Here is a 13,539-nt window from a genome sequence, read left to right as displayed (position 1 = left end):
GGCGTGACCAAGCCTTCCGCTTCCTGGCAGCTGTTCAAGAGCTATGAGACAATGCGAGTACAACACGAGCATTTCCGCGCACTTCGGATGAAGGTCGAGGAGGAGCGATGCCCCGCAGACCAACACCACTCGACCCCCAGTCGGGGCCACTAGCCGCGTTCGCCCTGGAACTGCGGCACTTACGTGATCAGGCAGGCGGTCGGGCCCTCAGCATCGATCAGATCAGCGATCGAGAGAAAATCGCTCGATCGACGCTTTTCGCCGTCATGCGTGGAGCCCGCCTGCCCAACCGGGATGTCCTGGCTGCCCTAGTCGCTGCCTGGGGCGGTGACCAGGGCGAGTGGATGAGCAGACGCAGCGCTGTCGAAACTCAACTCGAACTCCAACGCCGAGCCCTCTCGCACAAGTCCAAGTGGATCAGCCAGGAGCATCGGCTCGCCTATGTGAAGCCCATGGCCATTCACCTTGGCCGGGTCGGAGACAGCCACGTCTCGCAGACAGCCGGGATTCGGGCCGCCTACCACTCTGAAATGGCCACGTTCACGCAGGCTTTGAACAACTTGAGGGAGGAGGCAGGCCGCCCTTCCCATCGTCAGATGGCGAAACAGATGCAGGAAGTTAGCCCAGAGGGATCAGTCAGTTACAGCACGCTCAACAACTTGTTCACTGGCCGGGCCGCTCCGCCCCATCAGGCAGTGCTGAGGACACTCATCGCAGTACTTGCTCCAGAACACGAACGTGACCAACTGTTCGAGACTCTCGAGTCCCATCGGCTCACTCTCGAAACTCTGCGTGCTTACCTCGTCGGCTCGGATGATGACAGCGCAGACCCAGCGGCCGGATCATCACCTCCGAGTTGAGATTCAAAACCATCGGTCCATCCCGCATAGCGCCAACACTGAAAATTCAGCAGACCAACATGACCTGAGGCGCTCGATAACCGGCTCTTCGAATCGCTGAAAGCGAGAACATTCGCTTCCGCGCCGACCTGCGAAATAATTTTAAGGACAAGCGTGAGCTCGAATAATGGCTCGAGCGTTGCGCAATGCTTATCAACGAGATGGCCATCTAATGCTAGGAATCCGGGGCCAGCATCAGTCTCTTGAGACGCTGATCCCGTCACGCTGAGATCTTCCGCACCGGTCCTGCCAGCCTCGCAACAACAGTTCTGAAGCGGCCAGAGAACCTACGGCATCGACGGGGCCGCCCACCGGGGTGCCCTCGCCTGCGAGGGGCCGACCGTCGCCGTGCTCGCCTGCGGCGCCGATGTCGCCTACCCCAGCGCGCACGAGCAGTTGTTCGCCGCGATCCGGTCGCGGGGGTGCTGGTCAGCGAGTGCCCCATGGGCGCCCACCCGACCCGGCCGAGGTTTCTCATCAGAAACCGCCTCATCGCGGCCCTGTCCAGGGGCACCGTGGTCGTCGAGGCGGCCGTGCGCAGCGGGGCGCTCAACACCGCCGGGCACGCGATCGCGCTCAACCGCCATCTGGCCGCGATGCCGGGCCCGGTGACCTCGGAGTTCTCGGCGGGGTGCCATCGGCTGATCCGCCAGGGCAAGGCCACCTGCGTCACCGGCCCCGAGGAGGTGATCGAGCTCGCCGGAACGATGGGCACCGACCTGGCCCCCGAGCCGCGCGGCCCGGTGCTTCCGCGCGACCGGCTCGACCCGGAAACCCGGAAGGTCGTCGAGGCCATGCCCACCCGGATCGGCGTGGGCCCCGCGACGATAGCCGTCGCCGCGGGCGTCGATCTGGAGACCGTGCTCTCCTGCCTCGGAGGTCTCGCCGCAGCCGGCTACGTCGAACGGGTCTCCCGGGGATGGCGCCTCCGTCCCGACCGCCCTCCCGGCGGATAGTCCCTTCCCGGGCCCTTCTCGAGCCTTTCGCGGGTTCCTCTGGGGGCGGCCTCGGTTCGCGGGACCTTCGGAGATCGAGCTCACGGGTTCGGAGCAGGCCGCAGGGTCATGGAGCGGGCCATAGGGGAAGCAGGCGGACCTGGCCGTGGCCGAGGAGGAGCAGAGGGTCGAGATAGGCGCGGTCGCGGAGCAGGCCCCAGTGCAGGCAGGTGGCGGGGCAGTGCCCCGGGACGTCCTGGAGGGTGCCGATCACCTCACCGGTGACCACCACCTGCCCGCGCCGCACAGAGGGCTGGACGGGCAGGTAGGTCGTCCGCAGGCCATTGGGATGGAGCACGGTCACCACGCCCCGGCCCGCGAGTAGTCCGGCGTAGCCGACCGTTCCCGCTCCCGCGGCGCGGATCTCGGCTCCAGGAGGCGCGGAGAGGTCGGTGCCCCGATGACCGGCCAGCCACGGTTGCGCCGGTGGTGCGAAGCCCCTGAGCACGCGCGGCCGCCCGGCGAGTGGCCATTCCCAGGCAGGGGAGGGGGCGGGGGCCACGGCCGGGCGCGTCGTCCCCACCTGGCCGGGTGCACTCCTGGGCCCACTCCCGGGGGTGGTCACGGGAGCCGTCACGCCGTAGGCGCGGCCGGTTGCGCCGCTGGGGTGCGCGAGGGCGGTCGCGCGATGGGCACCCGTTGCCGCCGGTGTGGCCAGGACCAGTGAGCACAGCAGAGCTCGTAGCCCCACGGTGTGAACGGACTTCATGCCTGTAAGCATGAAGATTGACGGTGGAGCGGACATGGGCCGAATGGGATTCTGTGGATAGGCGGCCGGGGATTGGCCTGAGGATGGGGAACGAGGGGCCGGTCCCGGGATCTGGTACGGGTGGATGAGTCCCAGTACGTCGTGTGAGCGGGGATCGCGTGGTCGAAGAGGGTGTTCGCAGGCTGGCCGCCGAGGCGGGCGTCGAGTTGCCGCCGGTCCGGGTGAGCGGGGACGATCCGGTGCTGCCCTCGGTTTTTCGCGTGGGCACCGCCGCCGCCATCGCCGTCGGGGCCGCCACCGCGGCGGCCGCGGCGCTCGGTGGAGGTGGGAGCCAGGCCGCGGTGGACGTGCGGGAGGCGGCGATCGCCTTCCTGGACGAGCGCCATTTCAGGATCGACGGAGCCGCCATGGATCTGTGGGCCCCCCTCTCCGGCGACTACCGCACCGCCGACGGCTGGGTCCGGCTGCACTGCAACTTCGACCATCACCGTGACGCGGCCCTCGCGGCGCTGGGACTGCCCGCCGGTACGGGCAGGGAGGCCGTCGAACGCGCCTGCGCGGGCCGTACCGCCGTCGAGATCGAGGAGGCGGTGACGGCCGCGGGAGGATGCGCGGCGGCCATGCGCGACCGCGCCGGATGGCGTGGGCACCCGCAGTCGCGAGCGGTCGCCGCGTCACGGCTCGTCCACCTGACCCGGATCGGTGACCTCGGCGGTGGGAGGAGGGGCGCTTCGAAAGGCGGGGAAGGGCGGGCGCTTGACGGGGTGCGGGTGCTCGACCTGACCAGGGTGATCGCCGGGCCGGTGGCGACCCGCACGCTCGCCGCCCACGGGGCCCAGGTGCTCAGGGTGGGCGCCGGGCACCTTCCCGAGGTGCCGGGGCTGGTGGTCGGCACCGCGTTCGGCAAGCGGTCCTGTCATCTCGACCTGAGGACTCCGGCCGGGAGTGCCGCGCTGCGCGACCTGGTGGCGGGGGCTGACGTGTTCGTGCAGTCCTACCGGCCGGGGGCTCTCGAAGCTCTGGGGTTCGGCCCCCGGCGGCTGGCGGAGATCAGGCCGGGAATCGTGTGCGTCGACATCTCGGCGTACGGGAGGCGAGGGCCGTGGGCGGGCGGACACGGGTTCGACAGCTTGGTGCAGATGGTGTGCGGTATCGCCCACGAGGGCGGCGACGGATCGCGGCCGCACCCGCTGCCCGCCCAGGTCCTCGACCACGCCACCGGCTACCTGGCGGCTTTCGGCGCGATGGCCGCCCTGCTCCGCGGAGCCGCCGAGGGGGGATCCTGGCGGGTGGAGCTCACCCTGGCGGGGACCGCGCGATGGCTGGACGGCCTCGGCCGGGTCGACGGGGCGGCCACGCCGGAGCCTGACGTCACCGACATGGTCGAGGAGATGGACAGCTCCTTCGGACGCCTGACCTACCTCCGGCCGCCCGGCACCGTCGACGGCGTGTCGCCGTACTGGTCGAGCCCGCCTCCGCGGAGGGGCGAGCATCCGCCCGCTTGGTGGTGAAGGCGTTCCACGGTCTCCCCGCGCAGGCTTCCCGCGAACAGCCTTCCGGGAACAGTCTCCCGCGAACAGCTTCCCGGAAACGGTCTCCTGTGGGCGCCCTCCCGCGCACGGCCCCCGGAAACGGTCTCCTGCGAACAACCTCCCGGGAACGCTCTCCTGCGAGCGGCCTCCCGGGCGAACGGCTCCCTCAAGAGGCCTCGCCGTGGCGTACGTATCCGCGGTGGCGGCGTACTCGTGGCGTGGACATGCCCGTGGGGGCGGTCCGCGGAGTCATCGGGGGCGGGGGGCGGAGGGGCGGCGCAGAGGGGAGAGCCAGATCCACGCGATCGTGGCCAGGGCCCCGGCCGCGGAGATCCAGAACACCGGGCGCAGCCCGAGCAACTCGCCGGCCAGGCCGCCCGCGAGACCGCCGAGGGTGAGGATGCCCTGGACCATGAAGGACTGCGTGGCGTTGACCCGGCCGCGTAGCTCGGCGGGGGTCTCGCGCAACGTGATGGCGCCCATGCAGACGGAGAAGGCCACGACGGCCATGCCGGAGGCCATCGCGCTGGCGGACAGGAGCAGGAAGCTGCGCCACACCGGTCCCGAGGCGAGCGCGGCGATCACGAAGTCGAAGGGGAAGAGCAGCACGGAGCAGGCCAGTATCCGGTTCTCGCCGTACCGCCTGGTCAGGCGCGGGACGAGGGCCGCGCCGAGCAGGCCGCCGACGCCGAAGAAGGCGGTGATGGCGCCGACCAGTCCCGCGGGCAGGCCGACCACGTTGAGCGCGTAGATCACGAACAGTGCCATGTAGACGCTGCCGAAGAAGTTGATCGTGATCCCGGCACCGCAGAGCGCGCGGAGCGTCGGGTGCCGGGCCACCGTGCCCAGGCCCTCCCGGATCTCGGCCCACATGCCGCGAGGGGGAGCCGGCGTGTGATTCTCCGGCGCCTTGATCGACCTGATCAGGAAGGCCGAGGCCAGGAACGACATCGCGTCGACCAGGATCGCGAACGGCGCCGTGATCAGCTGGACGAGCAGTCCGGCGAGGCCCGGCCCGGCGACGCTCGCCACGGCGAAGGCCGACTGGAAGCCCGCGAGCGCCTCGGTCCGCTGGCTCTCGTGGACCACGGTGATCAGGTGCGGGAAGTTCGCCGCTCGGAAGATCACCGAGCAGGCGCCGACGACGAACGCCACCGCGATCAGCCACGGCACGCTGAGCAGTCCGGTGATCCAGGCGGCCGGGATCGTGGCCATGGCGACGGCCGAGACCACGTCGCAGGCGACCATGACCGGCCGGTGCCGCCGCAATCGGTCGGCGAGGGCACCCGCCTGGAGCCCGATCAGCAGATAGGGCAGCGAGGTCGCGGCGGTGAGCACGCCCATCTGGGCCGGTGACGCGCCGAGCAGGACGGCGGCGGTCAGCGGCACCGCCAGCCGGGAGACCTCGGTGCCGGTCTCGGTGACGGCGCGGGCGGAGAGCAGGAGCCGATAGTCGCGCTGCCTCCTGAGGGGCACCGGATCGGTCGCGGGGGGCGCTGGGGTCACGGCGATCACGGGTATCCGTCCCTCTCCGGCTTCCGGAGACTATGAAGGGAACACTTCATAACTGTGAAGATAACCCTTCATAGTTATGAAGGCAATGCTTCATATGTGGAGGGGTACGGTCTGCACATGACCGAGGTACCGAGGCGCAAGTCCCTCACCGATCCCACGGCGATGCGCGCGCTGGCGCACCCCGCGCGGCTCGCGATCCTGAACCGGCTCCAGGCCGAGGGGCCCTGCACCGCGACCGAGGTCGCCGAGGTCGTCGGGGTCACGCCCAGTGCGGCCAGCTACCACCTGCGCATGCTCGCCAAGTACGGCTTCGTCGAGGACGCGCCCGCGCGCGGTGACGGCAGGGAGCGCCTGTGGCGCTCCAGTGCCGTGGGTTTCAGCGTCAGCCCCGATCCGGACGACCGTCCGGACGTGCGCAGCGCCAAGGAGTTCCTGATCAAGGCGTTCCGGGAACAGGCGGCGGACGAGGTGGACAGGGCGATGGAGAACCTTGAGCGGGAGTCACGCGAGTGGCGTGAGGCCGCGCTGTTCAGCCGCGCCATCCTGCTGGTCGACGCCGAGGAGCTGAAGGCGCTGAGCGAGCGGATCGACGAGATGCTCGCCCCCTACAAGACCACCGTCAGGGACCAGGGGGACGCCCCGCCCGGGGCCCGGGTCTCCGAGGCGCAGGTCAGCCTCTTCCCTCGCGTCCGGCGCCGGCCGCACGGCCTTCCACGCGACGCGTAAAGGTCGCTTGACGCCCGAAGGTCGGGAAGAGGCGCGGTTGCGGGTACACTTTTGGTGGCCTGTGAGTCATGGGCCGACTTCGCATGCCCCGTCAAGAACCGGGGTCCCTCGGTCCGGGCGAGAGCCCGGCTGGATCCGGTTCGGGGCATCAGGGCGACAGCCGCAGGCTGTCGCGTATCAACCGAGAACAGCGCCCAGAGATGGGCGCCCCGATCTGGAGGACAATCAATGTCCACCCCCGTCGTCACCATGCGACAGCTGCTGGAAAGCGGCGTTCACTTCGGCCACCAGACCCGTCGCTGGAACCCGAAGATGAAGCGCTTCATCTTCACCGAGCGCAACGGCATCTACATCATCGACCTTCAGAAGTCGCTGGCCTTCATCGACAGGGCCTACGACTTCGTCAAGGAGACCGTCGCGCACGGCGGCACGATCATGTTCATCGGCACGAAGAAGCAGGCCCAGGAGGCCATCGCCGAGCAGGCCGCCCGTGTCGGCATGCCGTACGTCAACCAGCGCTGGCTGGGTGGCATGCTCACCAACTTCTCGACCGTGCACAAGAGGCTCCAGCGCCTGAAGGAGCTGGAGGAGCTCGACTTCGACAACGTGGCCGCCTCTGGGCTCACGAAGAAGGAGCTCCTCATGCGCCGCCGCGAGAAGGAGAAGCTCGAGCGCACCCTCGGCGGCATCCGGGACATGTCCCGGATCCCGAGCGCGGTGTGGGTCGTCGACACCAAGAAGGAGCACATCGGAATCAGCGAGGCTCGCAAGCTTCACATCCCGGTCGTGGCCATTCTCGACACCAACTGCGACCCCGACGAGGTCGACTACCCGATTCCGGGTAACGACGACGCCATCCGCGCCGTCGGCCTGCTGACCCGCGTCGTCGCCGACGCCGTCGCCGCCGGTCTCATGGCCCGCGCCGGTGCCAACCGCGGGGACGACAAGCCGGCCGTCGCCGGTGGCGCCGAGCCGCTGGCCGAGTGGGAGCAGGAGCTGCTCGCGGGCGGCGCCGAGACCGCCCCGGCCGCCGAGGCCGAGACCGCCGAGGCTGCCGAGGTCGCCGAGGTCGAGGCGACGGAGGCCCCCGCCGAGACCGCCGAGGTCGAGACCGCGGAGGCTCCGGCCGAGGCCGCCGAGGCTCCCGCCGCCGAGGCCGAGCCCACCGAGAAGCAGGCCTAGTTCACTCCGTACGGCCCCCGGCCGTACGACCCGCAAGACCCTTCCGGGTGGGTGCCGCTCAGTTGGGGCACCCACCCGATCCACGACGATTCCCACGAGGAAAAGACAATGGCTTCCGTGAACATGGCCGACGTCAAGCGGCTTCGTGAGCTGACCGCCGCCGGCATGATGGACTGCAAGAAGGCTCTTGAGTCTTCCGAGGGCGATTTCGACCGCGCGGTCGAGATCCTGCGCCTCAAGGGCGCCAAGGACGTCGGCAAGCGTGAGGCCCGCACCGCCTCCAACGGCCTGGTCGCCCTGAAGCAGGAGGGCGACTCCGCCGCCGCGCTGCTGGAGCTCAACTGCGAGACCGACTTCGTCGCCAAGGGCGAGCGTTTCCAGGAGCTCGCGGGCCAGGTGGTCGACCACATCCTGGCCACCAAGCCCTCCGACGTGCCCTCGCTGCTCGACTCCGAGCTCGCCGGCAAGAGCGTCAAGGCGCACCTCGACGAGGCCAACGCCGCGCTCGGCGAGAAGATCGAGATCCGCAGGTTCGCCGTGCTCGAAGGCGGCTTCATCGGCGCCTACATGCACAAGACCGACCCCCAGCTTCCCCCGGCGGTCGGCGTCCTCGTGCAGCTCGACTCCCCGAACGCCGACGTCGCCAAGGACATCGCGCAGCACGCCGCCGCGATGGCCCCGAAGTACCTCAGCCCCGCCGAGGTCCCGGCCGACGTCGTCGAGAAGGAGCGCGCGCTCTTCGAGGAGATGACCCGCGAGGAGGGCAAGCCCGAGGCCGCCATCGGCAAGATCGTTGATGGCCGGATCAACGGCTGGTACAAGGACTTCACCCTCCTTGACCAGTCCTTCGTCAAGGACAACAAGAAGTCGGTCGCGAAGTTCGCGGACGAGAATGGTGTCAAGGTCCAGGCCTTCGTCCGCTTCAAGGTCGGCCAGGCCTAATCCCTGACATCCGCTCTTCAAGCAGAGCATCAAACGAGGAGGCCGCCGCCGTGCAGGAGAACCCAGGACCCGCTACGCCGGCGGTTTCTTCGTATTCGGACCCGCTTCGCTGGAAGCGGGTGATGTTGAAGTTGTCCGGCGAGGCGTTCGCCGGTGGCGAGCCGCTGGGCATCGACCCGGGCGTCGTGGGCCACCTCGCCGACTCGATCGCCGAGGCCGTCCGCGGTGGCGTGCAGGTCTCGGTCGTCGTGGGCGGTGGCAACATGTTCCGGGGCGCGGCCCTGTCCGAGCGCGGCATGGACCGCGCGAGGGCTGACTACATGGGCATGCTCGGCACGGTCATCAACTGCCTGGCGCTCCAGGACTTCCTGGAGAAGCGGGGTATAGACACCCGCGTCCAGACGGCGATCACCATGCAGCAGGTCGCCGAGCCGTTCCTGCCCCGCCGCGCCATCCGTCACCTGGAGAAGGGCCGCGTGGTCATCTTCGGGGCGGGGCTCGGCTCGCCGTTCTTCTCCACCGACACCTGCGCCGCGCAGCGAGCGCTGGAGATCGGCGCCGAGGCGCTGCTCAAGGGCACCCAGGTGGACGGCGTCTATGACGCCGACCCCCGCAAGAACCCCGACGCCGTCCGGTTCGACCATCTCGAATATGGTGAGGTGCTGACCCGTGGCCTCGGGGTCATGGACGCCACCGCCATCAGCCTGTGCATGGACAACAGCCTTCCCATCGTGGTCTTCGATCTCATGGGTGAGGGCAACATCCTGCGGGCGGTACGCGGTGAGAAGATCGGCACGCTGGTGAGTCCGGCGCGCTAACGGGCCGGCATGGCAACAGGCCGGCACGGTGACGGGGCCGGTACGGCAACGGGAGCGAGCCCGACGTAGCGAGTGGAGTGGTACGCGAGGTAGGAGCGTCCCGCGAAGCGAGTGAGGAGGGGCGCGTGACCGAGAAGACAGGGTGCGAACCTGACGTAGCGAGCTGAGCGGTACGCGACCGTGGCGGTCCGGTGGACCTTCCGCGTGATGGCGTCCCGCGAAGTACGTGAGGATGGGGAGTGACCGAGAAGACAGGGAGCCGCTGTGATCGACGAAACTCTCCTCGAAGCCGAGGAAAAGATGGACAAGGCCGTGTCGGTGGCGAAGGACGACTTCGCGGGCATCCGCACAGGTCGTATCACCCCGTCGATGTTCAACAAGATCAGCGCTGAGTACTACGGGACGCCCACCCCCATTCAGCAACTCGCCTCGTTCCACGTGCCCGAGGCACGCATGGTCATCATCCAGCCTTTCGACAAGAGCTCGATGGCCGCGATCGAGAAGGCGATCCGCAACTCGGACCTCGGTGTGAACCCCGGTAACGACGGAGTGGTGATCCGCGTGGCCTTCCCCGAGCTGTCGGAGGAGCGCCGCAAGGAGTACATCAAGGTCGCTCGGAACAAGGCGGAGCACTCCAAGGTCTCCATTCGTAACATCCGTCGCAACGCCAAGGAGACCTTGGACAAGCTGATCAAGGATGGCGAGGCCGGTGAGGATGAGGTGCGCCGGGCCGAGAAGGAGCTCGACGATCTCACCCAGAAGCATGTCGCCAAGATCGATGAGCTGCTCAAGCACAAGGAATCCGAGCTGCTTGAGGTCTGAGCCATGATCCTTGTCCCGCGCGGGCCGTCCGTGCGGGACAAGGATTTTGTGTAGGTATGAAAGTAGGACCCCCTGTGGAACCCGTGGCGGGCAGTAGCCGTACCGGCCGTAATCTCCCCGTCGCAGCGGCGGTGGGGCTCGCCCTGGCGGCGGTCGTCATCGCCTCCCTGTACTTCGTGAAGGTGCTCTTCCTCGCCGTGGTGGTCGCGGCGGTGGGCATCGGTGTGACGGAACTGGTCCGGTCGTTCGAGGCCAGAGGCATCCGCGTCCCCCTGATCCCGGTTCTGGCGGGCATGGCCGTCATGCTGGCCGCCGCCTACTGGGGCGGGACCGCCTGGCTGGTCGGCGTCTTCGCGATGACCGTGCTCGGGCTGATGATCTGGCGGATGTTCCTGGGCACCGAGAACTACGTCCGCGACACCGCCGCGACCATCATGGTCGTCGTCTATCCCTCCCTGCTCGTCGGGTTCGTGGCGCTGCTGCTCGCCAACCCGGACCAGGGCGCGGACCGGGTGGTCGTCTTCATCGCCACCACCGTCGCGAGCGACATCGGTGGATATTTCGCCGGAATCTCCTTCGGTAGGCACAAGATGGCCCCGGTGATCAGCCCGAAGAAGACCTGGGAGGGCTTCGCCGGGTCGGCGCTGGCCTGCATGGCGGTGGGCGGCTGGCTGGTGGCGTGGCTGCTGGAGGACGACATCTGGAAGGGCGTCCTCATCGGCGCGGTCGTGGTGGTCTTCGCCACGCTCGGCGACCTGGTCGAGTCGGTGATCAAACGCGATCTCGGCGTCAAGGACATGGGCAGCGTGCTTCCCGGCCACGGCGGCATGATGGACCGCCTCGACTCCCTCGTCGCCGCGCTGATCCCGGTCTGGGCGCTGCTCACCCTGCTGGTCTGAGCCGCCCGGCCCGCTGGTCTGAGTCGCTGGTCCGCTGGTCTAACCCGCTGGTCCGCTGGTCTGAGCCGCCCGGTCCGAGTCCACCTGCCCGCAGGTCCCGCCCGCGGGTGAGGCTCCGGGCCTGTCGTCACCCGTACGGCCCGGTCATCCCGCCCTGGTGAGCCGGGCCGCGGACAGGCGCGGGAGCACCGCCCGGTACCCCTGGGCCGAGACCAGGCTCAGCTCGTCCGGGGTGATCGGGACGAGCCAGAGCCACTGCACGGAGTCGCCACCGAAGGAGAAGCCCGACATGTCGGGCAGCCCCGGCAGCCCGGTCAGCATCATGACGCCGCCGTAGGCGGAGCCGAGCGGGAAGGTCTCCGGCCGGTGGTACCACTTGGCGGTGTGGCCGTGGCCCAGCCAGGTGACCGAGTGCCACGGATACTGCCCCAGCCACAGGAACAGCCGGGCCGCGTCGCGGGCGTCGCCGGGGGAGGCGACGGCGAGCTCCACCCGGGCGTACGCGTCCGGCCGGTCGATGTACTGCTCGACGGTGGGCATCCGCTGGCAGCTCATCCCCACCGTGGACAGGATCGTGTGCTCCCTGTCCCGCTCCGGAGGGCGTTCGGTGATGCCCACCGTGGGCATCCGCTCGCCTCCCGCGTCCCAGAACCTGCCCGCGGTGCCGACCTTGCGGTCCAGGTGGCCCATCACGAACTGCTGGAACGAGGCCCAGGCGCCGTCTCCTCCGCGCCACTCCCAGTAGGCGCGGGCCTTGGAGATCCGGGAGGCGAGACCGTCGTGGGCCTCCTCCAGCGACCAGGCGAACGGGGACTCGCCCAGCGCGTCGCGGGAGTAGCCGGGCATTCCCCGGCTCATGTCCGCCCATCCAGGAATGACCGCGAGCAGCTCGTCGTTCTCGTACAGGGCGACGCCGTCGCCCTCCTCGAACCACAGCGATCGCAGCGTGCCCAGCGGGCCTCTGCCGTCGGGGTGCCGGGTGTTCGCCCTGGGGGCCATCGGCGGCAGTTCGGAGTTCAGGCGGTCCGGGTCGATCCCGTCCGGGGCCGGGCCGTGGTTGGCCAGCCAGACGGCTCCGTGCACCGTTCCCCCCGGCCCGCACAGGTAAGCTACCGAGGAAGTCTCGTCGCGTTCGACCACCAGGGTGCGGCTCCCGTAGGGATTGACGTCGGTGAGCACGACCTCGACGCCGTCTCCCCGCTCTCCCGCGGGGCCCGTGGGGCGGTTTGTCGCCATACCCTCGGACTCTAGATCACTGTCGGGCACCGCTTCGAGCATTCGCGTAACCGTTGAGAGAAGGCGTTGGACTTGTCGACCGTCAGCCCGTCCGGGACCCCCGTACCCGGCCAGCTCACCTTCGTGGCGCCGCGCCGGGCCAAGCCCGCCCGCCACCTGGCCGACCTGACCATGGCCGAGCGCCGCGCGGTGGTCGCCGAGCTGGGCGAGAAGCCGTTCCGCGCCGACCAGCTCTCCCGGCACTACTTCGAGAAGCTCAACGGCGATCCCGAGCTGATGACGGACCTCCCGGCCGCGGCCAGGGAGAAGTTCGCCGCCGCGCTGTTCCCCAATCTGCTGACCTCGGTCAGGGAGATGACCACCGACGCGGGCACCACCCGCAAGACGCTGTGGCGGCTCTTCGACGGCGCGCTGGTCGAGTCGGTCCTCATGCGCTACAGCGACCGTACGACCATGTGCGTGTCCTCGCAGGCCGGGTGCGGCATGAACTGCCCGTTCTGCGCCACCGGCCAGGCGGGCCTGACCCGCAACATGACCACCGCCGAGATCGTCGAGCAGGTCGTCGCCGGGGCCCGCGCGCTCGCGGCCGGTGACGTCCCGGGTGGTCCCGGGCGGGTCAGCAACGTGGTCTTCATGGGCATGGGCGAGCCGCTGGCCAACTACAAGGCCGTGATCGGTGCCGTCCGCCGCATGGTCGAGCCCGCCCCCGACGGCCTGGGCATCTCCGCCCGCGGCGTCACCGTCTCCACGGTCGGCCTGGTCCCGGCGATCGGCAAGCTCGCGGCCGAGGGCCTGCCGGTGACGCTGGCGCTCTCGCTGCACGCCCCGGACGACGAGCTCCGCGACACGCTGGTGCCGATCAACACCCGGTGGAAGGTCGCCGAGGTCCTCGACGCGGCCTGGGACTACGCGGCCAAGACCAAGCGCAGGGTCTCCATCGAGTACGCGATGATCAAGGACATCAACGACCAGGAGTGGCGTGCCGACCTGCTCGGCAAGCTGATCAAGAACAAGCTGGTGCACGTCAACCTGATCCCGCTCAACCCGACCCCGGGTTCGAAGTGGACCGCCTCCCGCCCCGAGGACGAGCGGGCCTTCGTCCGGCGCCTGGAGTACCACGGCGTGCCGGTGACGGTCCGCGACACCCGCGGCCGCGAGATCGACGGCGCCTGCGGCCAGCTCGCCGCCGCCGAGTAGCCTCCTGCCGTACGGCTGCGCCCACCGAGGCGCCGACCGCCGCCCCGGGACACCTGCCCGGGGCAGC

13 protein-coding genes are annotated in these 13,539 nt (G+C 69.3%); 10 read left to right on the top strand and 3 right to left on the bottom strand.

Features of this window, described 5'->3' with window-relative positions:
• Positions 1 to 107: 107 nt before the first annotated feature.
• On the top strand, positions 108 to 860 hold the full coding sequence (locus tag ACSDR0_RS18480) for a hypothetical protein (protein ID WP_435290065.1): 753 nt from the start codon (positions 108 to 110) through the stop codon (positions 858 to 860).
• A gap of 461 nt (positions 861 to 1,321) precedes the next feature.
• Positions 1,322 to 1,855, top strand: coding sequence for a DNA-processing protein DprA (locus ACSDR0_RS18475; RefSeq protein ID WP_435290064.1), 534 nt, complete (start codon positions 1,322 to 1,324; stop codon positions 1,853 to 1,855).
• Between the two features lie 106 nt (positions 1,856 to 1,961).
• Here ACSDR0_RS18475 and ACSDR0_RS18470 read toward each other — a convergent pair whose 3' ends face one another.
• The gene (locus ACSDR0_RS18470) at positions 1,962 to 2,603 is read right to left on the bottom strand and encodes a murein hydrolase activator EnvC family protein (RefSeq protein WP_435290063.1); all 642 of its coding nucleotides are present in this window, start codon (positions 2,601 to 2,603) and stop codon (positions 1,962 to 1,964) included.
• 143 nt (positions 2,604 to 2,746) lie between these two features.
• Here ACSDR0_RS18470 and ACSDR0_RS18465 point away from each other — a divergent pair, with 143 nt between their 5' ends.
• Positions 2,747 to 4,114, top strand: coding sequence for a CoA transferase (locus tag ACSDR0_RS18465; RefSeq protein ID WP_435290062.1), 1,368 nt, complete (start codon positions 2,747 to 2,749; stop codon positions 4,112 to 4,114).
• Between the two features lie 270 nt (positions 4,115 to 4,384).
• Here ACSDR0_RS18465 and ACSDR0_RS18460 read toward each other — a convergent pair whose 3' ends face one another.
• On the bottom strand, positions 4,385 to 5,641 hold the full coding sequence (locus ACSDR0_RS18460; protein ID WP_435290061.1) for an MFS transporter: 1,257 nt from the start codon (positions 5,639 to 5,641) through the stop codon (positions 4,385 to 4,387).
• A gap of 126 nt (positions 5,642 to 5,767) precedes the next feature.
• On the opposite strand from ACSDR0_RS18460, the gene ACSDR0_RS18455 reads away from it, so the two are divergent.
• From ACSDR0_RS18455 to ACSDR0_RS18430, 6 genes are all read left to right on the top strand, one after another.
• On the top strand, positions 5,768 to 6,376 hold the full coding sequence (locus ACSDR0_RS18455) for an ArsR/SmtB family transcription factor (RefSeq protein WP_435290060.1): 609 nt from the start codon (positions 5,768 to 5,770) through the stop codon (positions 6,374 to 6,376).
• Between the two features lie 228 nt (positions 6,377 to 6,604).
• Positions 6,605 to 7,558 (top strand): 30S ribosomal protein S2, encoded by a 954-nt coding sequence (gene rpsB / locus ACSDR0_RS18450; RefSeq protein ID WP_435290059.1) that lies wholly within the window; start codon positions 6,605 to 6,607, stop codon positions 7,556 to 7,558.
• A gap of 108 nt (positions 7,559 to 7,666) precedes the next feature.
• Positions 7,667 to 8,500, top strand: coding sequence for a translation elongation factor Ts (gene tsf, locus ACSDR0_RS18445; protein WP_435290058.1), 834 nt, complete (start codon positions 7,667 to 7,669; stop codon positions 8,498 to 8,500).
• Between the two features lie 50 nt (positions 8,501 to 8,550).
• Positions 8,551 to 9,318 carry a UMP kinase gene (gene pyrH / locus ACSDR0_RS18440; protein ID WP_386160956.1) on the top strand — a complete coding sequence of 256 codons (768 nt, stop codon included), beginning with the start codon at positions 8,551 to 8,553 and terminating at the stop codon, positions 9,316 to 9,318.
• 264 nt (positions 9,319 to 9,582) lie between these two features.
• The gene (frr, locus tag ACSDR0_RS18435) at positions 9,583 to 10,140 is read left to right on the top strand and encodes a ribosome recycling factor (protein ID WP_435290057.1); all 558 of its coding nucleotides are present in this window, start codon (positions 9,583 to 9,585) and stop codon (positions 10,138 to 10,140) included.
• Positions 10,141 to 10,214: 74 nt separating this feature from the next.
• Positions 10,215 to 11,039, top strand: a complete 825-nt coding sequence (locus ACSDR0_RS18430) for a phosphatidate cytidylyltransferase (RefSeq protein WP_435290056.1) — start codon at positions 10,215 to 10,217, stop codon at positions 11,037 to 11,039.
• 144 nt (positions 11,040 to 11,183) lie between these two features.
• On the opposite strand, the gene ACSDR0_RS18425 is transcribed toward ACSDR0_RS18430, so the two are convergent.
• On the bottom strand, positions 11,184 to 12,275 hold the full coding sequence (locus tag ACSDR0_RS18425) for a suppressor of fused domain protein (RefSeq protein ID WP_435290055.1): 1,092 nt from the start codon (positions 12,273 to 12,275) through the stop codon (positions 11,184 to 11,186).
• Positions 12,276 to 12,347: 72 nt separating this feature from the next.
• On the opposite strand from ACSDR0_RS18425, the gene rlmN reads away from it, so the two are divergent.
• Positions 12,348 to 13,472: a 23S rRNA (adenine(2503)-C(2))-methyltransferase RlmN gene (gene rlmN / locus ACSDR0_RS18420; RefSeq protein WP_435290054.1), complete on the top strand. Its 1,125-nt coding sequence runs from the start codon at positions 12,348 to 12,350 to the stop codon at positions 13,470 to 13,472.
• The last annotated feature ends 67 nt before the right edge of the window (positions 13,473 to 13,539 follow it).

This window comes from Streptosporangium sp. G11 (genome assembly GCF_051192615.1).
Taxonomy (GTDB): domain Bacteria; phylum Actinomycetota; class Actinomycetes; order Streptosporangiales; family Streptosporangiaceae; genus Streptosporangium.
The sequence above is the reverse complement of the archived record's forward strand: the minus strand, read 5'-3'. Positions and strand labels throughout refer to the sequence as shown.

Bases quoted from the DNA above. Each gene is read 5' to 3' on its own strand.
- tsf (WP_435290058.1), top strand. From the start codon at position 7,667: ATGGCTTCCGTGAACATGGCCGACGTCAAGCGGCTTCGTGAGCTGACC.
- ACSDR0_RS18425 (WP_435290055.1), bottom strand. From the start codon at position 12,275: ATGGCGACAAACCGCCCCACGGGCCCCGCGGGAGAGCGGGGAGACGGC.
- rpsB (WP_435290059.1), top strand. From the start codon at position 6,605: ATGTCCACCCCCGTCGTCACCATGCGACAGCTGCTGGAAAGCGGCGTT.
- ACSDR0_RS18480 (WP_435290065.1), top strand. From the start codon at position 108: ATGCCCCGCAGACCAACACCACTCGACCCCCAGTCGGGGCCACTAGCC.
- ACSDR0_RS18470 (WP_435290063.1), bottom strand. From the start codon at position 2,603: ATGAAGTCCGTTCACACCGTGGGGCTACGAGCTCTGCTGTGCTCACTG.
- ACSDR0_RS18455 (WP_435290060.1), top strand. From the start codon at position 5,768: ATGACCGAGGTACCGAGGCGCAAGTCCCTCACCGATCCCACGGCGATG.